The 22,431-nt window shown below is 71.7% G+C and carries 21 protein-coding genes and 2 pseudogenes; 12 read left to right on the top strand and 11 right to left on the bottom strand.

The features are described from left to right. The first annotated feature begins 93 nt into the window (after positions 1 to 93). The 12 genes and pseudogenes from G7070_RS05050 to G7070_RS04995 all read left to right on the top strand — a co-directional run bounded on the left by G7070_RS05050 (position 94) and on the right by G7070_RS04995 (position 10,357). On the top strand, positions 94 to 807 hold the full coding sequence (locus G7070_RS05050; protein WP_246227670.1) for a CPBP family intramembrane glutamic endopeptidase: 714 nt from the start codon (positions 94 to 96) through the stop codon (positions 805 to 807). Between the two features lie 83 nt (positions 808 to 890). Beyond that, positions 891 to 1,914: pseudogene (locus G7070_RS05045) on the top strand (aspartate-semialdehyde dehydrogenase). Continuing rightward, the gene (gene proC, locus G7070_RS05040; protein ID WP_166232468.1) at positions 1,911 to 2,717 is read left to right on the top strand and encodes a pyrroline-5-carboxylate reductase; all 807 of its coding nucleotides are present in this window, start codon (positions 1,911 to 1,913) and stop codon (positions 2,715 to 2,717) included. The pseudogene G7070_RS05045 and the gene proC overlap by 4 nt, the downstream one beginning before the upstream one ends. A gap of 132 nt (positions 2,718 to 2,849) precedes the next feature. Further along, the gene (locus tag G7070_RS05035) at positions 2,850 to 2,951 is read left to right on the top strand and encodes a 30S ribosomal protein bS22 (protein WP_002550589.1); all 102 of its coding nucleotides are present in this window, start codon (positions 2,850 to 2,852) and stop codon (positions 2,949 to 2,951) included. Further along, a complete protein-coding gene (locus tag G7070_RS05030) occupies positions 2,948 to 3,211 on the top strand; it encodes a glutaredoxin family protein (protein WP_246227366.1) in 264 nt (87 codons plus the stop codon). Before G7070_RS05035 ends, G7070_RS05030 begins: the two co-directional genes overlap by 4 nt. Positions 3,212 to 3,229: 18 nt before the next feature. Further along, a complete protein-coding gene (locus G7070_RS05025) occupies positions 3,230 to 3,880 on the top strand; it encodes a histidine phosphatase family protein (RefSeq protein WP_166232466.1) in 651 nt (216 codons plus the stop codon). 4 nt (positions 3,881 to 3,884) lie between these two features. Then, on the top strand, positions 3,885 to 4,448 hold the full coding sequence (locus G7070_RS05020) for a TlpA family protein disulfide reductase (RefSeq protein WP_166232464.1): 564 nt from the start codon (positions 3,885 to 3,887) through the stop codon (positions 4,446 to 4,448). Next, a complete protein-coding gene (locus tag G7070_RS05015; RefSeq protein ID WP_166232462.1) occupies positions 4,445 to 5,209 on the top strand; it encodes a cytochrome c biogenesis CcdA family protein in 765 nt (254 codons plus the stop codon). Before G7070_RS05020 ends, G7070_RS05015 begins: the two co-directional genes overlap by 4 nt. Beyond that, positions 5,210 to 6,811: a cytochrome c biogenesis protein ResB gene (resB, locus tag G7070_RS05010; RefSeq protein ID WP_246227364.1), complete on the top strand. Its 1,602-nt coding sequence runs from the start codon at positions 5,210 to 5,212 to the stop codon at positions 6,809 to 6,811. It begins immediately after the preceding gene. Then, positions 6,808 to 7,728: a c-type cytochrome biogenesis protein CcsB gene (gene ccsB / locus G7070_RS05005; protein ID WP_166232460.1), complete on the top strand. Its 921-nt coding sequence runs from the start codon at positions 6,808 to 6,810 to the stop codon at positions 7,726 to 7,728. Before resB ends, ccsB begins: the two co-directional genes overlap by 4 nt. 12 nt (positions 7,729 to 7,740) lie before the next feature. Further along, positions 7,741 to 9,134: pseudogene (locus G7070_RS05000) on the top strand (mycothione reductase). Next, complete coding sequence (locus tag G7070_RS04995; protein ID WP_246227667.1) at positions 9,134 to 10,357, top strand: glycoside hydrolase family 3 N-terminal domain-containing protein; 1,224 nt, start codon at positions 9,134 to 9,136, stop codon at positions 10,355 to 10,357. Before G7070_RS05000 ends, G7070_RS04995 begins: the two are co-directional and overlap by 1 nt. Positions 10,358 to 10,410: 53 nt before the next feature. Here G7070_RS04995 and G7070_RS04990 read toward each other — a convergent pair whose 3' ends face one another. The 11 genes from G7070_RS04990 to G7070_RS04940 all read right to left on the bottom strand — a co-directional run bounded on the left by G7070_RS04990 (position 10,411) and on the right by G7070_RS04940 (position 22,349). Next, complete coding sequence (locus G7070_RS04990; protein WP_166232456.1) at positions 10,411 to 11,316, bottom strand: DUF2510 domain-containing protein; 906 nt, start codon at positions 11,314 to 11,316, stop codon at positions 10,411 to 10,413. Positions 11,317 to 11,371: 55 nt separating this feature from the next. After that, the gene (gene pstB / locus G7070_RS04985; protein ID WP_166232454.1) at positions 11,372 to 12,151 is read right to left on the bottom strand and encodes a phosphate ABC transporter ATP-binding protein PstB; all 780 of its coding nucleotides are present in this window, start codon (positions 12,149 to 12,151) and stop codon (positions 11,372 to 11,374) included. 19 nt (positions 12,152 to 12,170) lie between these two features. Next, positions 12,171 to 13,232, bottom strand: a complete 1,062-nt coding sequence (gene pstA, locus G7070_RS04980; RefSeq protein ID WP_166232452.1) for a phosphate ABC transporter permease PstA — start codon at positions 13,230 to 13,232, stop codon at positions 12,171 to 12,173. After that, entirely contained in the window at positions 13,232 to 14,200 is a 969-nt protein-coding gene (pstC, locus tag G7070_RS04975) for a phosphate ABC transporter permease subunit PstC (protein ID WP_246227362.1), read from the bottom strand. Before pstC ends, pstA begins: the two co-directional genes overlap by 1 nt. 76 nt (positions 14,201 to 14,276) lie before the next feature. Further along, a complete protein-coding gene (pstS, locus tag G7070_RS04970) occupies positions 14,277 to 15,374 on the bottom strand; it encodes a phosphate ABC transporter substrate-binding protein PstS (RefSeq protein WP_166232450.1) in 1,098 nt (365 codons plus the stop codon). 310 nt (positions 15,375 to 15,684) lie between these two features. Next, entirely contained in the window at positions 15,685 to 16,566 is an 882-nt protein-coding gene (locus tag G7070_RS04965) for an NUDIX hydrolase (protein ID WP_166232448.1), read from the bottom strand. Then, complete coding sequence (locus G7070_RS04960; protein ID WP_166232446.1) at positions 16,563 to 18,731, bottom strand: RNA degradosome polyphosphate kinase; 2,169 nt, start codon at positions 18,729 to 18,731, stop codon at positions 16,563 to 16,565. The genes G7070_RS04965 and G7070_RS04960 overlap by 4 nt, the downstream gene beginning before the upstream one ends. 1 nt (position 18,732) lies before the next feature. Further along, the gene (gene mshD / locus G7070_RS04955; RefSeq protein WP_166232444.1) at positions 18,733 to 19,584 is read right to left on the bottom strand and encodes a mycothiol synthase; all 852 of its coding nucleotides are present in this window, start codon (positions 19,582 to 19,584) and stop codon (positions 18,733 to 18,735) included. A 103-nt stretch (positions 19,585 to 19,687) separates the two neighbouring features. Then, positions 19,688 to 20,365, bottom strand: coding sequence for a winged helix-turn-helix transcriptional regulator (locus tag G7070_RS04950; protein ID WP_166232442.1), 678 nt, complete (start codon positions 20,363 to 20,365; stop codon positions 19,688 to 19,690). Positions 20,366 to 20,398: 33 nt separating this feature from the next. Further along, a complete protein-coding gene (gene dtd / locus G7070_RS04945) occupies positions 20,399 to 20,848 on the bottom strand; it encodes a D-aminoacyl-tRNA deacylase (RefSeq protein ID WP_166232440.1) in 450 nt (149 codons plus the stop codon). 22 nt (positions 20,849 to 20,870) lie between these two features. Next, entirely contained in the window at positions 20,871 to 22,349 is a 1,479-nt protein-coding gene (locus G7070_RS04940) for a hypothetical protein (RefSeq protein ID WP_166232438.1), read from the bottom strand. Between the last annotated feature and the right edge of the window lie 82 nt (positions 22,350 to 22,431).

Here is a 22,431-nt window from a genome sequence, read left to right as displayed (position 1 = left end):
ACCGACGCCGCGCCCACCGACGTCGCGCCCACCGATGTCGCGCCCACCGATGTCGCGCCGACCGACCGCGCCCGCTTCCGGCCCCGGGTCGAGATCCTGCTGGTGCTGGGCGTCTCGCTGGGGCAGTCGGCGATCTACTCGATCCTGTCCATCATCGAGAAGATGACGCGCGACGTCCCGCTCAACCAGCAGACGACGACCATCAACAACTCGGTGACCCCCGACCGCAGCTGGCTCGACCTGTCCTACCAGTTGGCCGGCATCGGGTTCCCGCTCGTCCCGGTCGGGATCGCGCTGTACCTGCTGTGGCTGTCGGGCGACCGGGGACGGATCGGGTTCGACCTGCGGCGTCCGGGGTTCGACCTGGCCCGCGGGTTCGGGGCGGCCGCCCTCATCGGCATCCCCGGGCTGGCGTTCTACTTCGCCGCCCGGCAGCTGGGGATCAACACCAACGTCTCCCCGGCCAACCTCGCCGAGAACTGGTGGACCATCCCGGTGCTCGTCGGCTATGCGGTCATGAACGGCGTGCTGGAGGAGGTCGTCATGCTCGGCTTCCTGTTCGCGCGCTTCGACCAGCTCCGGATCAGGCCGTGGGTGGGGATCGTCATCAGCGCGCTGATCCGCGGCGCCTACCACCTCTACCAGGGCTTCGGCGGCTTCCTCGGCAACGTGGTGATGGGCCTGGTCTTCGGCTACCTCTACAAGCGGTGGGGGCGCGTCATGCCGCTCGTGGTCGCCCACGTGATCCTCGACCTGGTCAGCTTCATCGGCTACGCCCTGGTCGCCCCCTACACCGACTGGTTCTGACGCCGGCGGGCCCAGCCCCGGCGAACCATCCCGCCGGGTGGGGCGCAGGATGGCCCCGCTGTCGGCGCCGGTAGGATTCAGCCATGCGGATTGGTGTTTTCGGTGCGACCGGTCAGGTCGGTCAGGTCATGCGCGCGCTGCTGGAGCAGCGCGACGTCCCCATGGATGACGTGCGGTTCTTCAGCTCGGCGAAGTCGGCCGGCACGGTGCTGCCGTTCAAGGGGCGCGACATCACGGTCGAGGACACCGCCACCGCCGACTTCTCCGGCATCGACATCGCGGTGTTCTCCGCCGGGGCGAGCACGTCGCGCGAGTTCGCGCCCAAGCTGGTCGAGGCCGGCGCCGTCGTCGTCGACAACAGCTCCGCGTGGCGCAAGGACGCCGACGTGCCGCTCGTCGTGAGCGAGGTCAACCCCGACGACGCGGTGAACCCGCCCAAGGGCATCATCGCCAACCCGAACTGCACCACCATGGCGGCGATGCCGGTGCTCAAGCCCCTCCACGACGCGGCCGGGCTGACGCGGCTCACCGTCGCGACGTACCAGGCCGTCTCGGGCTCCGGGGTGAAGGGGGTGGCCGCGCTGGCCGACCAGGTCGCCGCGGTGGCCGACCCCGCGCGCTGGCGCTGGACGGCTCGCTGGAGCGCGCGGAGGACACCGAGCCCTACGTCGCGCCGATCGCCTACAACGTGGTCGCGCTCGCCGGCAGCATCGTCGACGACGGCAGCGGCGAGACCGACGAGGAGCAGAAGCTCCGCAACGAGTCCCGCAAGATCCTGCACCTGCCCGACCTGAAGGTCTCCGGCACGTGCGTCCGCGTCCCGGTGTTCAGTGGCCACAGCCTCGCCATCCACGCCGAGTTCGACCGCCCGATCACCCCGAGCAGGCCCTGGCGCTGCTGGCGGACGCCCCCGGCGTCCAGGTGGTCGACGTCCCCGAGCCGCGGGTGGCCGCGGGCTCCGACGACGTCTTCGTCGGCCGCGTCCGGCAGGACCAGGCCGTCGACGACGACCGCGGCCTGGTGCTGTTCGTGGCCGGAGACAACCTGCGCAAGGGCGCCGCGCTCAACGCCATCCAGATCGCCGAACTGCTGATCGGCCGGGCATGAGCCGCACTGCCCTCATCGGCACCGGCGTGATGGGGGAGACCCTGCTCGCCGGGCTGCTGCACGCCGGGTGGGCGCCCACCGGCATCGTGGGCGCCGACCGGCGGGAGTCGCGCCGCCACGAGCTCGAGGGCCGCTACGGCGTCAAGACCGAGGAGTTCGCGGCCGACGCCGTCGCCGGCGCCGACACGGTGATCCTCGTGGTCAAGCCGCAGGACGTGGCCGACCTGCTGCCCGAGATCGCGGCGAACCTCGCGCCGGGCGCCGTCGTCGTCTCGCTGTGCGCGGGCGTCACCACCGGGCAGCTCGAGGACGGCCTGCCCGCCGACACCCCGGTCGTGCGCGTCATGCCCAACACGCCGGCCCAGGTCTCCGAGGGCATGGCCGCTGTCTCGGCGGGCGCGCACGCGTCCGCGGTGGACCTGGAGAAGGCCGTCGACATCATGGAGGCCGTCGGGAAGGCGATCGTCGTCCCCGAGCGCTACCAGGACGCCGTGACCGCGCTGTCGGGCTCCGGCCCCGCCTACCTGTTCTTCGTCGTCGAGGCGATGATCGACGCCGGCGTCGGGCTGGGGCTGCCGCGCGACATCTCGACCGCCCTGGTCAACCAGACCATGTACGGCTCGGCCAAGCTGCTCGTGGAGTCGGAACGGCACCCCACGCTGCTGCGCGAGATGGTCACCTCGCCGGCCGGCACCACCGCCGCGGCGCTGCGTCACCTCGAGGAGCGCTCGGTCAAGGCCGCCTTCATGGCGGCGATCGAGGCCGCCCGGGACCGCTCGGAGGAGCTCGGCCGCCGGGACTGAGGCGTCCACCGGTGGCTCCGGCTTGGTGCTGCCGGGTCGGAGCGCGTAGGATTCCGTTCTTGGCTGGCCGTTTTCCGCGGCGGGCCGTCACCATTCATTCGAGCCGGGCAACCGGCGCCTGAGGAGTCACACGTGGGTTCGGTCATCAAGAAGCGTCGCAAGCGGATGGCGAAGAAGAAGCACCGCAAGCTGCTGAAGAAGACGCGTATCCAGCGCCGCCGCGCCGGTAAGTGAGCGTCGGCACCCCGATGACGTTCCCGGGCGACCGTGTGGTGGTCCTGGTGCGTCAGGGGTGCCATTTGTGTGACGACGCCGTGGTGACCATCGGCGAGGTCTGCGCGCAGCGCGACATCGCCTGGTCCGCGGTGGACGTCGACACCGACCCCGAGCTGCAGGCTCGTTACACCGACCACGTGCCGGTGACCTTCGTCGACGGCGAGCAGCATTCGCTGTGGTTCGTCGACCGTGATCGCCTCGTCGCAGCGCTTTCCTGAGCGCCTATCCTTAGCCACATGCAGCCGACCATCGTCCATGTCTGCCGTCACGGGCAGGTCGACAACCCCGAGCACATCCTCTACGGACGGCTCGACGGGTACGGGTTGAGCGAACTCGGGCATCGCATGGCGGAGCGGCTGGGGGAGCACTTCGCGGACGTCCCGCTCCAGCACCTGCGGGTGTCGCCGCTGCAGCGGGCCAAGGAGACCCTGGCGCCCATCGCGGCCGCCCATCCCGATCTCGGCATCGTCGAGGACGCCCGCGTCATCGAGGCCGCCAACATCCTCGAGGGCCAGGCGTTCGGCCGCTTCAACCAGCGGCTGCTGCTGCCCAAGAACCTGATCCACCTGCGGAACCCGCTGCGCCCGTCCTGGGGCGAGCCCTACCCGCAGATCGCCCAGCGGATGCGCGCCGCGATCGCGGACGCCGCGGCGTCGGTCCCGCAGGGATCCCAGGCCCTCATCGTCGCCCACCAGCTGCCGATCTACATCGCGCGCCTGGACGCCGAGGGCCGCAGCTTCGTGCACAACCCGGCGACCCGGGAGTGCCGCCTGGCGTCGGTGACGAGCTTCCACCTGATCGACGGCCGGGTCACCGGCGTCGAGTATTCCGAGCCGGCGGCCGACCTGTACCCCGCCAAGAAGAAGATCTTCCGGCCGGGGATGTGATGGCGTGACGGCTCGGCGAATCTCGGCCGCGGTCGCGGCCTCCCTCACGGTGCTCCTGACGGGCTGCGGCACCGCGCCCGCCGCGCAGGGCGGCTTCGTGGGCGGTGACGGCTCCCTGACCATCGTGCCGCTCGACCAGCGCGTCCCCGCCCCCCGGATCACGGGGCAGCTCCTGGGCGGTGGCGACTTCGACTCGGCGCGGCACGCCGGGCAGGTGATCGTCTACAACGTGTGGGGTTCGTGGTGCGCCCCCTGCCGCAAGGAGGCGCCCGCGCTCGAGGCGGCCGCCGAGAAGACGCGCGGCACGGCGCAGTTCGTCGGCATCAACACCCGCGACCTCGACCAGGCGCCCGCGCAGGCGTTCGTCCGCGCGTTCGGCATCACCTACCCCAGCGTCCACGACCCCGACGGGCGCGAACTGCTCAAGTTCGGCACCCAGCTGCCGCCCAGCGCCATCCCCTCCACCATCGTGGTGGACGCCCAGGGGAAGGTCGCGGCGCGCGTGCTCGGCGAGGTGACCGAGGCCACCGTCACCGGCCTGGTCGACGACGTGGCGGCGGGCCGATGACCCCGCTGGACCTGGGGCAGTGGTTCGCCGCGGCGGCGGGCGGCTCGATGCTGCTCGCGCTCCCCGTGGCGCTGCTGGCCGGGCTGGTCTCCTTCTTCTCGCCGTGCGTCCTGCCGCTGCTGCCCGGCTACCTCAGCTACGCCACCGGGCTCGCGGCGACCGACGTGACCTCGGGCAAGGGGTCGCGCGGCCGCATGCTGGCCGGCACCAGCCTGTTCATCCTCGGCTTCGCGTTCGTGTTCGTCTCCACCGGCGCCCTCTTCGGGGGCCTCGGCGGCCTGCTGTTGACCTACAGCCGCCCCATCTCGATCGCGATCGGCGTTCTGACCATCGTCCTGGGCCTCGTGTTCGCCGGGGTGGTCGGCATCGGGCAGCGCACCTTCCGCATCTCCAAGGCGCCGGCCGTCGGGCTGGCCGCCGCGCCCCTGCTCGGCATCGTGTTCGGCCTGGGCTGGACGCCCTGCATCGGACCGACGCTCGCCGTGGTGATGAGCCTGGCGATCAACGAGGGCACCGCCCTGCGCGGCGCGGTGCTGGCGCTGGTCTACGCGCTCGGCCTGGGCATCCCGTTCGTCGTCGCGGGCCTGGCGTTCGACCGGTTCGCCGGGACGATGAACTGGGTCAAGAAGCGCCACGAACTGCTGCAGAAGATCGGCGGCGGCATGATGGTCATCGTCGGCCTGCTGCTGGTCACGGGCCTGTGGGACGCGCTCATGGGCGTGTTCCGGCAGTGGGCCTCGGCGTGGGGCCTGGTGATCTAGGTGCGGTTCCTGCGGTTGTTCTGGGTGCAGCTCACCTCGATGCGGACGGCGCTGCTGCTGCTGTTCACCCTCGCGGTCGTCGCGATCCCCGGCTCGCTGCTGCCGCAGCGTCCGGTCGCCCCGATCCGGGTCTCGGACTGGAAGGCCGCCAACCCGGCCGTCGCCGACCTCTACGAGCGCCTCGGCCTGTTCGACGTGTACCACTCGCCCTGGTTCGCGGCGGTCTACCTGCTGCTGATGATCTCGCTGATCGGCTGCATCGTCCCGCGGATCGGCGTGTACGTCCGCGCGCTCTCCACGCCGCCGCCGCGGACGCCGCGGCACCTCCACCGGCTGCCCGCGCAGGCGTCCGGGACCACCGCACTGTCGGCCGACGAGGCGCTGGACGCCGGCGAGGCGCTGCTGCGGTCCAAGCGGTTCCGGGTGCGCCGCGACGGCGAGTCGGTCGCCGCCGAGCGGGGCTACCTGCGCGAGTTCGGCAACATCCTGTTCCACCTGAGCTTCGTCATCATGCTGGTGGGGCTCGGCTGGAACTCGCTGTGGGGCTACAAGGGCGAGGTCATCACCGTCGAGGGGCAGGCGTTCTCCAACAACCTCACCCAGTACGACGACTTCACCGCCGGCGCGGCGTTCAAGCCGGCCGACCTGGCTCCCTTCACGGTGTGGATCGACCGGTTCACCGCGAAGTTCGAGACCGGCGAGGTGCAGCGCGGCGCCGCCCGCGTCTTCAGCGCCGACGTCCGGGTCGCACACGCCGACGGCTCGCCGGAGACGGCCACGATCGAGGTCAACGAGCCGCTGGTGGTCGACGGCACCCAGATCCACCTCGTCGGGCACGGGTACGCGCCGGTCGTCACGGTCACCGACCCCACCGGGCAGGTGGCGTTCTCCGGGCCGGTCGTGTTCCTGCCCCAGGACGGGAACTTCACCTCGATGGGCGTGGTGAAGGTCCCCGACGCCCGCCCGCAGTACCTCGGCTTCGAGGGCTTCTTCCTGCCCACGGCGGTCGTCGACGACCAGGGCCCCCGCTCGGTGTTCCCCGACGCGCTGCAGCCCGAGATGTTCCTCACCGTCTGGGCGGGGGAGCCCCGCACCGAGACCGGGCTGCCCGAGTCGGTGTACTCGCTCAACAAGACCGGGCTCACCCAGATGCGGACGCCCGACGGCACGCTGGTCACGTTCAAGATCGCGCCCGGGCAGATCGTCGACCTGCCCGACGGCTCCAAGCTCAGCTTCGACGACTGGCGGCGCTGGACCAAGCTCCAGGTCAGCTACGAGCCCGGCCTGTGGCTCGTGATCGCCTCGGTGCTGCTGGCCGTCGCCGGCGTGTCCGCCAGCCTCTACATCCGGCCGCGCCGGCTGTGGCTGCGCGTCCGCCCGGACGCCGACGGCGCGCTCCGCGTCGAGGCCGGCGGCCTGGACCGCGCCGAGTCCGCCACCGGCCTGGCCGACGACGTGGACGAGTTGGCCGCCGCCGCCGGCGTCCCGCACCCGGACGCCCGCGACGGCGTCGAGGGCCCGGGGGTGGCCGAGGTGGCCGCCACCGACGATGATGACTCCACCCCCGCTTCACCCGCCGCAGCGCAGGAGGTCGCACGATGATCGCGTACTACTCGAGCCTCGCCATGGTCACCTCGGCGGTGATCTACCTGCTGGCGATGAGCGCGCACGCGCTGGAGTGGGCGGCGGCGCGGCGTCCCGAGCCCGCCCTGGTGCCGGTCGGCGCCGGCGCACCCGCCGAGGAGCCCGCCGCCCCGGACGCCGGGGCGGGCCGCGGCGCGCGGTTCGCCCGGATCGGCGTGGCCCTGACGGTCATCGCGGTGATCTGCCACGTCGCGGGCGTCGTGCTCCGCGGCGTCGCCGGGCAGCGGATGCCCTGGGGCAACATGTACGAGTTCGTCACCAGTTCGCTGGCGTTCGCCGCGATCTTCTACCTCATCCTCGTGCTCCGGCGCGGCTGGACGTGGCTGGGGCTGCCCGTCACGCTGCTGCTCGCCGTCGGTCAGGGCCTGGCGGTCACGGTGTTCTACGTGGCGGTGGCGCCGCTGGTCCCGGCGCTGCACTCGGTGTGGTTCATCATCCACATCGTCGCCGCGGCGGTCGCCGGCGCCGCGTTCAACGTCGGCGGCATCGCCGCCATCCTGTACCTCATCAAGGCGCGCGCCGAGAAGCGCGGCCCCGTCACGGGCTACCTCGCCCAGCTGCCGTCGGCGGCGAAGCTGGACGACTTCAGCTTCCGCGTCCTGCGGTTCGCGTTCCCGCTGTGGACCTTCACGATCCTCGCCGGGGCCGTGTGGGCCGACTACGCGTGGGGCCGATTCTGGGGCTGGGACCCCAAGGAGACCTGGTCGCTGGTCACCTGGGTGATCTTCGCGGCCTACCTGCACGCCCGGGTCACGGCCGGCTGGAAGGGCGCCCGGGCCGCCTGGCTCGCCATCATCGGCGTGGCGGTGTTCTGGTTCAACTTCATCGGCATCAACCTGCTGGTGACCGGTCTGCACTCCTACGCGGGCATCTGACAAACTTGCCGGGTGCTTGAATACGATCTCATCGTCATCGGAGCCGGCTCCGGTAACTCCATCCTCGATGAGCGGTTCGCAGGCAAGCGGGTCGCCCTCCTCGACAACGGTCGGATGTTCGGGGGACCTGCCTGAACTACGGCTGCATCCCCACCAAGATGTTCGTGCTCCCGGCGGACTTCCTCACCAGCCCCGAGGAGGCCGCGCGGGTCGGCGTCCACATCGAGCAGCCGACGGCCGACTGGGCCCAGGTGCGCGACCGCATCTTCGGGCGCACCGACGCGATCTCCCTCAGCGGCGAGACGTGGCGGGCCGAGTCCCCGAACGTCACCCTGTTCCGGGAGACCGGCCGCTTCGTCGGGCCCAGGGTGCTGCGGGTCGGGGAGCAGGAGATCACCGCGCCGCAGATCGTCGTCGCCGCCGGATCCCGGGCGGTGATCCCGGCGCTCCCCGGGCTGGCGGACGCCTTCGAGGCCGGCCTGGCGCACACCTCCGACACGGTGATGCGCCTGGAGGCGCTGCCGCGCCGCGTCACCATCCTGGGCACCGGCTACATCGGATCGGAGTTCGCGCACGTGTTCGCCGGCTTCGGCGCGCAGGTCACCATGATCGGACGCTCCGGGCGGATGCTCAGCCGCGAGGACGTCGCCGTCGGGGAGCGCTACACAGAACTGATGCGCGACCGCGTCGACCTGCTGCTCGAGCAGGAGGCCACCGCCGTCGCCATGACGGACGGCGCGGTGACCGTGACGACCCGCGGCCGGGACGGCGCCGAGCACCGGGTCGAGTCCGATCTGCTGCTGGTCGCGACCGGACGCCGCCCCAACGGCGACGAACTGGACGTGCGCGTCGCCGGCATCGACACCGACGCGGCCGGCTTCGTCGTCGTGGACGACCAACAGCGCACGAGCGTCCCCGGCGTCTGGGCGCTCGGCGACGTCTCCTCGCCCTGGATGCTCAAGCACGTCGCCAACCACGAGGCCCGAATCGTGCAGCACAACCTGCTCGACCCGGCGGAACCCGCCCGTCGGGACGCCCGCCCCGTGCCGCACGCCGTCTTCGGGCACCCGCAGGTCGCCTCGGTGGGTCTGACCGAGGCGCAGGCCCGCGACGGCGGCCTCGACGTCGCCGTCGCCATCCAGGACTTCGGGGGCACGGCCTATGGTTGGGCGATGGAGGACACCACCAGCTTCGTCAAGGTCGTCGCCGACCGGGTGAGCGGCCGGATCGTCGGCGCGCACCTCATCGGGCCGCAGGCGTCCACCCTCATCCAGCCGCTGATCCAGGCGATGACGTTCGGCCTGGACGCCCACACGATGGCGCGCGGCCAGTACTGGATCCACCCGGCGCTGACCGAGGTGGTCGAGAACGCCCTGCTCGGCCTGGACCTCGACGAGGTGGCGTGATGCGCGCCCGCGGCGTCCTGGTCGGCCTGGTGGGCTTCGCGCTGGTCGGCTGCGCGCAGGTGCAGCCCGGCGGCCCCTCGCCGTCCCCCGGCTCCCCGGGCGGCTCAACGCCGCCGCCCACCACGCCGGGTCACACCGCCGCGCCGACCACCCCCGCGGGCACGCCGACGGCGTCCGGGCCCGGCAACACCTGCGACGCCCTCGCCCGCGCCATGGACCTCAGGACCGCCGCCGGCCAGCTCGTCATGATCGGGGTCACCGGCGCCCTGGACGACGCCGAGGCAAAGGCGATCAAGAACTCCCACATCGGGTCGGCGATCCTCATGGGCTCCACCAGCGACGGGGTGAGCGGGACCAAGGCCCGCACGGACGCCATCCGCAAAGCCGGCGGCGCCCACGGCGTCCTGATCGGGGTGGACCAGGAGGGAGGCAGCGTCGTCCGGCTCAAGGGCAGCGGGTTCACCGCGATGCCGTCCGCCGCGCAGCAGGCCAAGCTGAGCGACGCCGAGCTCACCGGCAAGGCGGCGACGTGGGGCAAGGAGCTCCGCGCCGCCGGGGTGGACCTCAACTTCGCCCCCGTGGCCGACGTGGTGCCCGCGTCCAAGCAGTCCTCGAACGAGCCCATCGGCAAGCTGGGCCGCGGCTACGGATCCGAGCCCGACCAGGTCGCCGCCAAGGTGGGCGCCGTCGTCGACGGCTTCCAGCGCTCGGGCATCGGGGCGACCGTGAAGCACTTCCCCAACCTCGGGCAGGTCACCGGCAACACCGACTTCGCCGCGAAGGTCGTGGACGACGTGACGACCGCCGACGACCCGGCGCTGGCCCCCTACCGGACGGCCATCGACGCCGACGTCGCCTCGATCATGATCTCGACCGCCTACTTCTCCAAGATCGACGGCTCGGCGCCCGCGGCGTTCAGCCCGAAGGTGATCGCGATCGCGCGCAGCCTGGGATTCGACGGCGTCATCACCAGCGACGACCTGGGCGTGGCCAAGGCCGTCGCGGACGTCCCGGCCAAGCAGCGCGCGGTGCGGTTCGTGAAGGCGGGCGGGGATCTGGCGATCAGCGTCGACCCGGCCGCCGCCACGGCGATGGTGACTGGCCTGGTCGAGGCCGGCGAGGCGGACCCGGCGTTCGCCGACCAGGTGAAGGCGAGCGCGGCCCGCGTCATGACGCTGAAGGGACGCCTCGGCGTCACCACCTGCTCCCCGGCCCGCGGCTGAGCCCGGCCCCGGCGTCCGGGCGCGTGAGCGGCCCAGGACGCACGGGCGGGCGGCTAGGGCTCGACGCGCAGCTGGGACTGGAGCTGGCGGGCGGTGGCCAGCAGGTCGGGGCGGCTGTCGGGGATGGACGCGTAGTACAGGCTGGAGGACTCCTCGCCGGTCGCGACGATCACGATGATCGCCGTCTCGCCCTTCTCGCGCAGGCCGGGGATCGAGAACGTCAGGTGCATCTCGGTGATCCACGCGTCCTTCCCGTCGACCGTGGTGGCCTGGCTGACGCGGTCCTGCCGCTGCACCTCGGCGTCGCCGTAGAACACGCCCAGGACGCAGCGGGTCACGATCTCAGAGCCCTGCTGGGGGGAGAAGAAGCCGTCACCGGCGACCAGTTCGGCGACCAGCACCGACGCCACCCAGCTCGAGCCCTTCCTGTCGTAGTTGGACTCGATCATGACGTTCTGGCCGAAGGCGTCGCGGCCGAACGGCACCCGGTCGTCGGCCTGCACGGGGCCCCACGGGCTGCCCAGCAGCGGGTAGGACAGCCGGCCGCCCTGGACGCGGCCCGGAGGCGTCGCGCGCGGGCTGTCGTCGACGGGCTGCAGGGACCGCTTGGGGCAGACGTCGGCGGTGGGGTTCGACGGGATGGGGTCGTCGGTGCCGGGCAGCCGGAACCCGCTGAGCAGGTACCAGCCGCCGAAGATCAGGCCGGCCACCAGCAGGCCGATGATGACTAGCGCGGCGATGGGCCCCTTCTTGGAGGAGCGCTGCTCGATCTGGGCGTAGTTGTAGGGCAATGCCCCGGAGGGGGCGGCCTCCCGGATGGGGAGCGTGCCGGGCGCGGCCTGGTTCGGCGCCGGGGAGAACTGGTTGGGGGTGACGTGCGTCGTCCACGCGCGGCCGTCCCACCAACGGAACATGCCCCGCTGACCGCCCGGGTCGGGGTACCAGCCTGGCTGACTCATGGGGCGAGTCTAGGTGGACGCCCCACGGGTCCCCGACCCGGGCCCATCTGGCGGGTCAGCCGAACCGTCCGGTGATGTAGTCCTCGGTGGCCTGCACCTTGGGGGTGGTGAAGATGGTCTGGGTGGAGTCCATCTCGATCAGCTTGCCCGGCTGGCCGGTGCCCGCGATGTTGAAGAACGCGGTGGTGTCGGAGACGCGGGACGCCTGCTGCATGTTGTGGGTCACGATCACGATCGTGTACTCGTTCTTCAGCTCGCTGATGAGGTCCTCGATCGCGAGGGTGGAGATCGGGTCCAGGGCCGAGCAGGGCTCGTCCATGAGCAGCACCGAGGGGCGCATCGCGATCGCGCGGGCGATGCACAGGCGCTGCTGCTGGCCACCGGACAGGCCCGAACCGGGCAGGTCGAGCCGGTTCTTGACCTCCTCCCACAGGTTGGCCCCCCGCAGCGCGCGCTCGGCGACCTCGTCGGCCTCGGAGGCGCCCAGCCGCTTGTTGTTGAGCTTGAGCCCGGCCAGCACGTTCTCCTTGATGGACATCGTCGGGAACGGGTTCGGCCGCTGGAACACCATGCCGATCTGGCGGCGGACGTTCACCGGGTCGACGGCGGGGGCGTAGAGGTCCTCGCCGTCCAGGAGCAGTTCGCCCTTCACGTAGGCGCCGGGGATGACCTCGTGCATCCGGTTCAGCGACCGCAGGAAGGTCGACTTGCCGCAGCCGGACGGGCCGATGAACGCGGTCACGGCGCGGGGCTCGATGGTCATGGAGACGTCCTCGACGGCCTTGAAGTCGCCGTAGAAGATGTCGAGGTTCTTGGCTTCGATGCGCTTGGACATGGTGCGTGGGTCTCCTTGATTACCGGCCGGTCTTGGGCGCGAAGCGCTTGGCGATGAGGCGTCCGATGAGGTTGAGGGCCATGACGATGAGGATCAGGGTGAGTGCGCCGGCCCAGGCACGATCCACGAAGGCCTCCGGGGGGACGCCGCGGTACGCGTACTGGTCGTACACGAACGTGGGCAGCGTCATCATGGGGCCGGAGAAGAAGTTGAGGTTGACGCTCTGGGTGAAGCCCGCCGCGACCATCAGCGGGGCGGTCTCGCCGATGATGCGGGCGATCGCCAGGATGACGCCGGCGACGATGCCCGACACGGCGGTCGGCAGGACGATCCGCAGGATCGTGCGCCACTTCGGGACGCCGAGGGCGTAGGACGCCTCGCGCAGTTCGTTGGGGACGATGCGCAGCAGTTCCTCGGTGGAGCGGACGACGACCGGGATCATCAGCACCGACAGGGCCAGCGAACCCGAGAAGCCGCTCACCGCGCCCGGCCCGAAGATCAGCGTCATCAGGGCGTAGGCGAACAGGCCGGCGACGATGGAGGGGATGCCGGTCATGACGTCCACGAAGAACGTGATGCCGCGCGCCAGCGAGCCGCGCCCGTACTCGGCGAGGTAGATGGCGGTCAGCAGGCCGACCGGCACCGAGATGAGCGTCGCGAACCCGGTGATCATGAGCGTGCCGTAGATGGCGTGGACGGCGCCGCCGCCCTCGCCGACCACGTTGCGCATCGAGTTGTTGAAGAACGCGACGTCGAGGCGGCCCAGGCCGTTGACCAGCGTGGTGCCGGCGACCCAGATCAGCGGGACCAGCGCCAGCAGGAACGCGCCGACGATGAACCCGGTCATCAGCCGGTCGGTGGCGCGGCGGCGTCCCTCGACGGCGGCGGAGGCGGCGAACAGGGCGCCCTGGTAGATGGCGAAGGACAGGGCGGCGGCCAGCCCGAGGTTGAAGGGGCCGAGCAGCAGCGTGATGAGGCACGCCAGCGTGATCGAGCCCACGAGGACGGTGATCGGCGTCCAGCGGCCCAGCTGGCCCGCGGTGAGCGAGCCGCCGGCGGGACGGACGGTGGTGGCGGTCATCAGTTGGCTCCCGAGAACGCGGCGCGGCGGCGGACGATCCACCGGGCGAGCATGTTGACCGCCAGGGTGATCACGAACAGGATGAGGCCCCCGGCGATGAGCTGGTTGATCCGCAGCCCGGACGCCTCGGGGAAGTTGAGGGCGATCGTCGCGGCGATGGTGTTGGGGTTCTGCTGGCCGATGATGTCGAACTTGATGACGCCGGCGCCCGACAGCACCATGGCGACCGCCATCGTCTCGCCCAGCGCGCGGCCCAGGCCGAGCATGACCGCCGACACGATGCCGGCGCGGGCGAACGGGAACACCGCCATCTTGACCATCTCCCAGCGGGTGGCGCCCAGCGCGAGGGCGGCCTCCTCGTGGAGCTTCGGCGTCTGGAGGAACACCTCGCGGCACAGCGACGTGATGATCGGCAGGATCATCACCGCCAGCACGAGCGAGGTGGTGAGCATCGAGCGGCCGGTGCCGGACGCCGGGGGCGTGAACAGCGGGAACCAACCCAGGTAGGTGGCCAGCCACTGGTGCAGCGGCTGCAGCGCGGGGGCGAACACGTTCGCGCCCCACAGGCCGAAGACGACCGAGGGGACGGCGGCCAGCAGGTCGATGACGTACCCCAGCGTGGCGGCGAGGCGGCGCGGGGCGTAGTGCGAGATGAACAGGGCGATCCCGATCGAGACCGGCACCGCGAACACCAGCGCCCAGAACGCGGAGTACACCGTGCCGAAGGCGAAGGGGGCGACCCAGGACAGGAACGGGCCGTAGCCCTGGCTCTGCAGCGTCTCCGGCGAGGAGACCAGGGCCGGGAAGGCCTGGGCGATCAGGAACATCGCGACGGCGGCCAGGATGACGAAGATCAGGATGCCGGCGCCCGTGGACAGGCCCGAGAAGACCTTGTCGCCGATGCGCGGCTTGGCCGGGACGAGGGACAGGTCCTCGTCGGTGGGCCGGGTCAATGATGCGGTGCTCACGCTTCCTTCTTCACGGGTTCCGGGACGGGGCAGGGGCTCGGCCCGACCGGGGGTGCCGGTCGGGCCGAGCGGGGGATCACTTGACCGAGTCGACCGAGGTCTTCAGCTTGGCGACCATGTCGGCCGACAGCGGGGCGTTGCCCGCCTTGGCCTGGGCCGACTTCTGGCCGGCGTCGGAGGCGATGTAGCCCACGTAGGACTTCACCAGCTTGGCGACCTCGGGATCCTTGTAGGTCTCGCAGACGATGGCGTAGGAGACCAGAGCGATCGGGTACTGGCCCTCGGCCTTGCGGTCGAGCTTGAGCGACCAGTCGTTGTCGGAGCGGCCGTCGACCTTCTTGGCGTTGTCGACGAGCTTGGCGGCGGCGTCCGCGGTGGGGCCGAAGAACTCGCTGCCAACCTTGATCTGGGCCTTGCCCAGCGAACCGGCCTGCGACTCGTCGGCGTAGCCGATGGTGTTCTTGCCGGACTCGACGGCGCTCACGACGCCGGCGGTGCCCTTGGCGGCCTCACCGGGGAAGGCGTTCGGCCAGGTGCCGGCGGCCTTCTCGGTCCAGATCGACGGGGCGGCCTGGGCGAGGAAGTCGGTGAAGTTCTCGGTGGTGCCCGAGTCGTCGGAGCGGTGCACGGCCGTGATGGACGCCGCGGGCAGCGGGGCGCCCGGGTTCAGGGCGGCGATCTTCGGGTCGTTCCAGGTGGTGATCTGGCCCGAGAAGATGCCGGCGGCCGTCTCGGCGTCCAGCTTGAGGTCGGTCACGCCGTCGACCTTGTAGATCAGGGCGATCGGCGAGATGTAGACCGGCAGGTTGAGCGCGCTGGAGTCGGCCGAGCAGCCGGCGAACTTGCCCGCGCCCATCTCGTCGTCCTTCAGCGCGCGGTCCGAGCCGGCGAAGTGGGCCGCGCCCGACTTGAAGGCGTCGCGGCCGGCGCCGGAGCCGTCGGGGGAGTAGTTGACCGTGACGCCCGGGTTGGCGCCCTGGAAGTCGGCGACCCAGGTGGTCTGCGCGACGGACATCGAGGAGGCGCCCTTGCCGGTGAGGCGGTTGAGGCCCGCGGCGGTGGAGCCGCCGCCGGGCCTGCCGGCGGGGGTGGCCTCGTTCGCGGCGCAGCCGGAGAACGCGATCACCGAGGCGGCCACGAGGGCCAGCGGGGCGACGATCTTCTTCGAAGACATGTGTGATTCCTCACGTGCGAGCGTGTCGGGCCGATTTCGGCCGGCCCGAGGACTGGTCGTTCTTCCAATCTCGCTAGTGACGGTAGGCAGCGACCGTGACGAGATTGCTCCCCGTAGATGAACACAGCGTGAACAGGTCACTTCGAACAGGCAATCGCCCGGCCCGGGTGGGTGTCAGGCGTTGCCGGAGGCGCTATTGAGTCGTTTTTGCCTGGGGGGTGGCAACGGGCAAGCCGTGGCAACCCGGGCGCCACGAGCGGTGACGCTGCGTCGCGATCGGGCGGTCGGGTGCGCGCCGGGAGGGGAGGAGTCAGGCGCGGGGGCGGTGGAACTCGACGGCGACGGCCTCGCCGGACGGGTCGAGGTGCGCGATGACGGTCGCCGCGGTCTGCATCATCCGGTTGGTGATCCCCAGGGACTCCAACATCGTGGGCAGGACGGGGCGGTGCCCGCACACCGCGGTCGGCGTCCCGCCGGCGGCGGCCTCCCGCGCGAGCCGCCGCATCAGCTTGCCCACGTCGTGCAGGTTGGGCTCGCCGACCTCCTCCGACAGCAGCGACCAGCCGTGGACGTCCAGGTCGCGGCGCCGCGCGTAGGGCTGCAGCGTCTGGACGCAGCGGGTCGACGTCGAGGAGTACACCGTGGCGACGCCGAAGCTCTCCAGCAGCGGGATCAGCATTTTCGACTGCTTGCGGCCCCGGGAGGTGATGGGGCGGGCCTGATCGCGCCCGGACCAGTTCTTGCGGTCCATGGCCTTGGCGTGGCGCACGATCAGGAACGGCGTCGTGGGCCCGAGTTCGAGGGCCTCCTCCAGCACCGCGCGCTCGTCGGCGTACGTCATGCGCTTCATGGCGGCCTTCGGGGTCAGCCACGCGACCTTGTCGACCTCCTTGTCGGCCTTGCGGTGCTGCGACGCGACCGGGCGCGCCAGCCAGTAGTGCACGATCTTCTCCCCGGCGCTGACCGGGTAGCGGATCGTCCGGACGGGGCGCCCGAGCTCGACCGAGGTGCCGGTCTCCTCCCAGGTCTCGCGTCCGGCGGCGACGGCCTCGTACTCGTCGGGTTCGAGGTGGCCCTTGGGCAGGCTCCAGTCGTCGTAGGAGGGGCGGTGCACGAGCAGCACCTGACGTTTGCCGTCCTTGTCGCGCAGCGTGACGGTCCCGGCCGCCTCGATCAGCTTGCCGCGGCTCATCGCTGCTCCGCCCGCCGGGCGCCCAGGGTCTGGATCAGGTGATCCTGGATGTCGCGCAGCGGCGTCCCGTCCTCGCCGTGGGTGCGCTGGGTCCAGGTGCTGTCCTCCAGCCACCAGGAGGCCGTGGCCTCGTCGAAGGCCAGCTCGAACAGGTTCCTGACCCGCGCGATGTGGCGGGGGTTGGTGAGCGGCACCAGCACCTCGACGCGGCGATCCAGGTTGCGGTGCATCAGGTCGGCCGACCCCAGCCCCACGACGGGGTCGCCGCCGTTGGCGAACCAGTACAGGCGGCTGTGCTCCAGGAACCGGCCCAGGACGCTGCGGACGCGGATGTTCTCGCTCAGCCGGGGCACGCCGGGCCGCACGGCGCAGATGCCGCGCACCCACAGGTCGACCCGGACGCCCGCCTGCGACGCCTCGTACAGCGCGTCGATGACGTCCTCGTCGACCAGGGCGTTCACCTTGATGCCGATCCCGGCCGGCTTGCCGGCGCGGGCGTGCTCGATCTCGGTGCGGATGCGGGCCAGCAGCCCCGAGCGGACGCCGTCGGGCGCGACCAGCAGCCGGCGGTAGTTGAGCTCGCGCGTCATGCCGGAGAGGTGGTTGAAGACGCGGCCGACGTCCTCGGTCACGATCGGGTTCGACGTGAGCAGCCCCATGTCCTCGTACTGGCGGGCCGTCTTGGGGTTGTAGTTGCCGGTGCCGATGTGCGCGTAGCGCTTCAGCCCCGTCGGCTCGTCGCGCACGACCAGGCACAGCTTGGCGTGGGTCTTCAGCCCCAGGATCCCGTACACGACGTGGCAGCCGGCGCGCTCCAGCTTGCGGGCCCAGGTGATGTTGGCCTGCTCGTCGAACCGGGCCATGATCTCGACCACCACGAGCACCTGCTTGCCCGCCTCGGCGGCCTCGACCAGCGCGTCCACGATGGGGGAGTCGCCGGAGGTGCGGTACAGGGTCTGCTTGATCGCCAGTACGGCCGGGTCGGCGGCGGCCTGCTCGACGAAGCGCTGCACCGAGGTGGCGAAGCTGTCGTAGGGGTGGTGCAGCAGGACGTCGCGGTCGTGCAGCGCCTTGAACAGGTCGGCCGGCTTCGACGTCTCGACCTCGGCCAGCTCGGGGTGGGTCTTGGGCAGGAAGGACGGGTAGGCCAGCTTCTCCCGGTCCAGCTCCGAGACCGCGAACAGCCCCGTCAGGTCGAGCGGCGCGGGGAGCCGGAACACCTCGGACTCGGCCACGTCGAGCTGGTCGCGCAGGAGGTCGAGCAGGTCGTCGGGGGTGTCGTCGGCGACCTCGAGCCGCACCGGCGGCCGTCCCACCTTGCGCCGCAGCAGTTCCTTCTCCAGCGCGTGCAGGATGTTCTCGGCGTCGTCCTCCTCGACCTCGAGGTCCTCGTTGCGGGTCACCCGGAAGGTGCTCCAGGTGACCAGGTCCATGCCCGTGAACACCTTGTCGAGCTGGTGGCTGATGACCTCCTCGATGGCGATGAAGCGGCCCATCCCCAGGCGAACGAACCGGTCCAGGTTCGTGGGCACCTTGATGCGTGCGAACTGCCGGCCGCCGGTGGCCGGGTTGCGCAGCAGCATCGCGATGTTGACGCTCAGCCCCGAGATGTAGGGGAAGGGGTGCGAGGGGTCGACGGCGAGCGGCGTGAGGATCGGGTAGATCCGGTTGTCGAACAGGTCGTGCATCTTGCGCTGCTCGGCCTCGTCGAGATCGTCCCACCCGACGATGGCGATGCCCTCGTCGGCGAACTGCGGCCGGATCTCCTCCTGGAAGACGCGCGCCTGCTCGGTCGCCAGGACGCGGACGCGCTCGAGGATCTGCTCGTGCAGGTCGCGGGGGAGGATGCCGGACGCGCCCGGCACGGCGACGCCCGCCGCGATGCGGCGCTTCAGGCCGGCGACCCGGACCATGAAGTACTCGTCCAGGTTGGAGCTGAAGATCGCCAGGAAGCGGGCGCGCTCCAGCAACGGGACGCGCTCGGGGTCGCGGGCCAGGTCCAGCACGCGCTCGTTGAACGCGAGCCAGGACAGCTCGCGGTCGAAGAAACGGTCCTCGGGCAGGTACGGCTCCCCGGTCGCCACGCTCACGGCGGCCTCCTTCACCTCAGGTGGCGCCACGATGGCACGCAGCGGTGCCGCAGGCAAAACGCGTTGCGGGGGCATCTCAGGAGCTGGTCGTGGGCCCGTAGAGCGTGTCGGTGTGCACGACCTCGAAGCCGGCCCTGCGGTACAGGGCGAGCGCCGGCTCGTTGTCCGCCTCGACGTAGAGGATGACGCGGGTGGCGCCGCCGTCGGCCAACCGGGACAGCCCGGCCTGCAGCAGCACCTTGCCCAACCCCTTGCCGGACGCCCGCGGGTCGACGCCCAGCACGTACACCTCGCCGGTGGTGGCGTCGTGCCGCTTCGTCCAGTGGAAGCCGAGCACCTCGTCTCCCTCAACGGCGAGGATCAGGCCCTCGGGCTCCCACCAGTCCTCGGCCTGGCGCGCCGCGAGGTCGGCGGCGCTGAAGTGGCCCTGCTCGGGGTGGTGGACGAAGGCGGCCGCGTTGACGGCCAGGAAGGCGTCGGCGTCCGCGTCGGTGAAGCCGCGCAGCGTGATGCCCTCGGGCACGGCGGGCGCCGTCTCGTCGGCGAGGACGCGCTCCATCATGGTGAGTCCCCGCACGGGCGCCAGCCCGCGGGCCGCGGCGAAGGCGCGCGCCGGAGCGTGCGTCCCGAAGGCCCAGACCCGGGTCTTGGCGCGGCTGCGCAGCCCGTCCAGCAGCGAGCTCCCGATCCGCTGCCGGCGGTGGTGCGGGTGCACCACCAGCTGCCCGGTGGCGTTGTTCGCCTGCCACTGCGCGTAACCGACCACGGCGTCGCCGTCGCGGGCCAGCCAGTGCAGGGCGTCGTCGCGCATCAGCGCCAGCGTCGCCTCCTCGTTCAGCGGCGGCGTGCCGTCGGCGGCCTCGGCGGCCGCGGCGAGTTCGATGACCGCGAGGCGATCCTGCGGTTCCAGGGAATCGGTGGGCTCCACGCTGCCACCCTAACCCGGCCCCCACCGTGCGGCGCTAGGGGCCGGTTCCGGTCCTGGTCCGGGCTTCGCAGGCACCGGTCGGGGCCGGCTTGGGGGAGGGGCGTCAGTCGCGGGAGCGGGCGGCGTCGGGGTTGAAGCGGTAGCCCACGTTGCGGACCGTCCCGATCAGGGCCTCGTGCTCGACGCCGAGCTTGGCGCGCAGCCGGCGGACGTGCACGTCGACCGTGCGGGTGCCGCCGTAGTAGTCGTAGCCCCAGACGTCCGACAGCAGCGTCTCGCGCGTGAAGACGCGGCCCGGGTGCTGGGCCAGGTACTTCAGCAGTTCGAACTCGGTGTAGGTCAGGTCGAGGGACTGGCCGTTCAGCGAGGCGTGGTAGGCCGACTCGTCGATGAGCAGGCCGCCGGCGTTGACCACCCCCGTGTCGGCCTCGACGGTGAGCGCGAGGCGGATGCGGGCGTCGAACTCGGCGGGCCCGGCCGCGCCGAGCACGATGTCGGCGACGCCCCACTCCCGGTTCACGGCGGCGAACCCGCTCTCGCCCAGCACCAGCAGGATGGGGACCGCCGAGCCGGCGGCGCCGAGCAGGCGGCACATCTGGCGGGCGGAGGCCAGGTCGGCGCGGCCGTCCAGGACGATGAGGTCGACGCGCTGGGACTCGGTGACGATCGAGGCGTCCGGCAGCATCTCGGTGACGACGTGGGCCAGCAGCCCCAGCGTGGCGATGGCGGGCTCGCCGGGCGTGACGGCGGCGTTGGGGCTGACCGCCAACACCCGTGCCATGTCCCTCTCCCGCCTGGATCGACCAGTGGGATTCTATTGCGTCGCGCGCGGCGCCCACATCGCGCTGTCCAGCGTGAGCGTCACCGGCCCGTCGTTGACGAGCTCGACGGCCATCTCGGCGCCGAAGCGTCCGGTCTCCACGCGGGCGCCACGGCGGCGCAGTGCCGCGACGAAGGCGTCCACCAGCGGCTCGCTGACGGCCCCCGGCGCCGCGGCGCTCCACGACGGACGCCGCCCCTTGCGGACGTCGGCGTACAGCGTGAACTGGCTGACCACCAGCAGGGGCGCGTCCACGTCGGAGGCCGAGCGCTCTCCGTCCAGGATCCGAAGCCCCCACACCTTGTCCGCGAGCCGGTCGGCGTCGGCGGGGGTGTCGGTGTGGGTGGCGCCCACCAGGACGCACAGCCCGGGCCCGATCGCCCCGACCACCTCGCCGTCGATGCTCACCGCGGCGCGCGAGACACGCTGCACCACCAGGCGCATGGGGCCTCCTGTCGTGTCGGTCCTACTGGTAGGAGATGAAGTTGGGCAGGGGTTTCACCTGCGCCACCGTCTGCTGCGGGGTGAGCATCGGGACGTCCTCGTCCTCGAAATTCTTCCACCCCAGCCAGGTGCGCGCCGGGAGGTCCTTCTTGATGGCGGCCCACGTCCCCTGCTTGGCGCCCTGGCCGCCCTGGCCGTCGACGTGCACGAGGTGCTGCACCTCGGGGCGCGTGGTGTCGAGCCGGGCCCGGTTGGTGATCATCCGGGTCTGGAACTGGTGCAGCGTGAGCACCTTGGGCGGCAGCCTGTGCTGCTGCACGAAGTCGGCCAGCCACGCCCCGACGGCGTTGACCTCCTCGACGTCGACCTGCCCGACCTGGACCAGGTGCTTGCCGTTGGGGGGCAGCCGCCACTCGGGATCCAGCGCCAGCCCGACGTGCGGACGCTTCAGCAGTTCCTCGTACCGGCGGGCCTGCCTGGTGAAGTCGGTGCGGCCGGGCTGCAGGTCGAGCACGACGTAGAGGTCGCTGCGCTCGGCCTCCTCGACCCAGGGCAGCAGCTTGGCCACCTCGGACTCGAGCGAGTAGTCGCCGTCGTCCCCCGGCGCCGAGGACGCAATCGTGGCGATGATCTCGAAGGCGCCCATGACGTGCCGGTCGGGCAGCAGCTTGGCGTAGGCGTCCACGAGTTTGCGGACGCGCTGCACGGCCTGGGCCGGCGGTTGCTCGCCCATCATGCCCAGCGAGGCCGTCCCCGGGTGGCCGTACAGCGCGATCATCACGTGGTCGGGCAGCGGGGCGACGCCGCCGGCGGGGAACTCCTTCGCCGTGCGCGTCACCTCGACCTGCGTCCCGAACTGGGCGTCGTCCCCGAACCCGGTGCCGATGCCGACCACCTGGCCGCGGTGCCCCCGGACGGCCGCGGTCGCGTCCTTGGTCGCGCCCGGGTGGGGCGCCGGGACGGCGGTCAGCCCGAGGCCGGCGGCGTGCGCGACGCTGGCGACGGTCGGGGAGGGGGTCCCGTAGGCCAGGCCGAGCAGGTCCGCGGGTTCGGCCTTCGCCGGCAGGCCGTCCTGCTGCACCTCGGCGGCGGTGGCCGGCCCGGGCAGCGTCTCGCGCGTCCCCACGTCGGCCTCGGTGTAGGCGAACACGGTCCGGGTCCGGAGCCGGTCCAGTTCGGCGGCCAGGCCGTCGCCGGGCGGGAGCATCGGGATGCCGAGGTCGCGGGCCACCTGCGCCGCGGTGGCGTCGTCGGGGGCCGCCACCACGACCGCCGTGGCGACCGCCAGCAGGGCGCGGGACGCCGCCAGCACCTGCTCGGCGTCCGGGCGGAGCGCAACGTGCCCGGACGGGTCGTGCGCCAGCACGGTGTGGACCTTGGGGTCGATCCGCGGCGGTTCCTCCTGCGCCGGGACCGGCGCCGTGGGCGGACGGGTGCAGCCGGCCGCGAGCAACGAGCCCGCGGCCGCGGCCCCGAGGAGGGCGGTGCGGCGGCCGATCATCGTTCCACCTTGCCACCCGTGGGGGGTGAGTCAACCCTGCCGCGCCGACCCGCGGGCCGTGCGCCCCTGTGGAGCCCGGTGC

Origin of the sequence: Propioniciclava coleopterorum (assembly GCF_011393335.1) — a bacterium.
GTDB lineage: Bacteria > Actinomycetota > Actinomycetes > Propionibacteriales > Propionibacteriaceae > Propioniciclava > Propioniciclava coleopterorum.
This window is presented reverse-complemented; position numbering and strand designations above follow the sequence as displayed.

Coding starts and splice junctions, on each gene's coding strand:
- proC (WP_166232468.1), top strand. CDS start 1,911: ATGAGCCGCACTGCCCTCATCGGCACCGGCGTGATGGGGGAGACCCTG.
- G7070_RS05025 (WP_166232466.1), top strand. CDS start 3,230: ATGCAGCCGACCATCGTCCATGTCTGCCGTCACGGGCAGGTCGACAAC.
- G7070_RS05015 (WP_166232462.1), top strand. CDS start 4,445: ATGACCCCGCTGGACCTGGGGCAGTGGTTCGCCGCGGCGGCGGGCGGC.
- ccsB (WP_166232460.1), top strand. CDS start 6,808: ATGATCGCGTACTACTCGAGCCTCGCCATGGTCACCTCGGCGGTGATC.
- G7070_RS04995 (WP_246227667.1), top strand. CDS start 9,134: ATGCGCGCCCGCGGCGTCCTGGTCGGCCTGGTGGGCTTCGCGCTGGTC.
- G7070_RS04990 (WP_166232456.1), bottom strand. CDS start 11,316: ATGAGTCAGCCAGGCTGGTACCCCGACCCGGGCGGTCAGCGGGGCATG.
- pstB (WP_166232454.1), bottom strand. CDS start 12,151: ATGTCCAAGCGCATCGAAGCCAAGAACCTCGACATCTTCTACGGCGAC.
- pstA (WP_166232452.1), bottom strand. CDS start 13,232: ATGACCGCCACCACCGTCCGTCCCGCCGGCGGCTCGCTCACCGCGGGC.
- pstS (WP_166232450.1), bottom strand. CDS start 15,374: ATGTCTTCGAAGAAGATCGTCGCCCCGCTGGCCCTCGTGGCCGCCTCG.
- G7070_RS04965 (WP_166232448.1), bottom strand. CDS start 16,566: ATGAGCCGCGGCAAGCTGATCGAGGCGGCCGGGACCGTCACGCTGCGC.
- G7070_RS04960 (WP_166232446.1), bottom strand. CDS start 18,731: ATGCCCCCGCAACGCGTTTTGCCTGCGGCACCGCTGCGTGCCATCGTG.
- G7070_RS04950 (WP_166232442.1), bottom strand. CDS start 20,365: ATGGCACGGGTGTTGGCGGTCAGCCCCAACGCCGCCGTCACGCCCGGC.
- dtd (WP_166232440.1), bottom strand. CDS start 20,848: ATGCGCCTGGTGGTGCAGCGTGTCTCGCGCGCCGCGGTGAGCATCGAC.
- G7070_RS04940 (WP_166232438.1), bottom strand. CDS start 22,349: ATGATCGGCCGCCGCACCGCCCTCCTCGGGGCCGCGGCCGCGGGCTCG.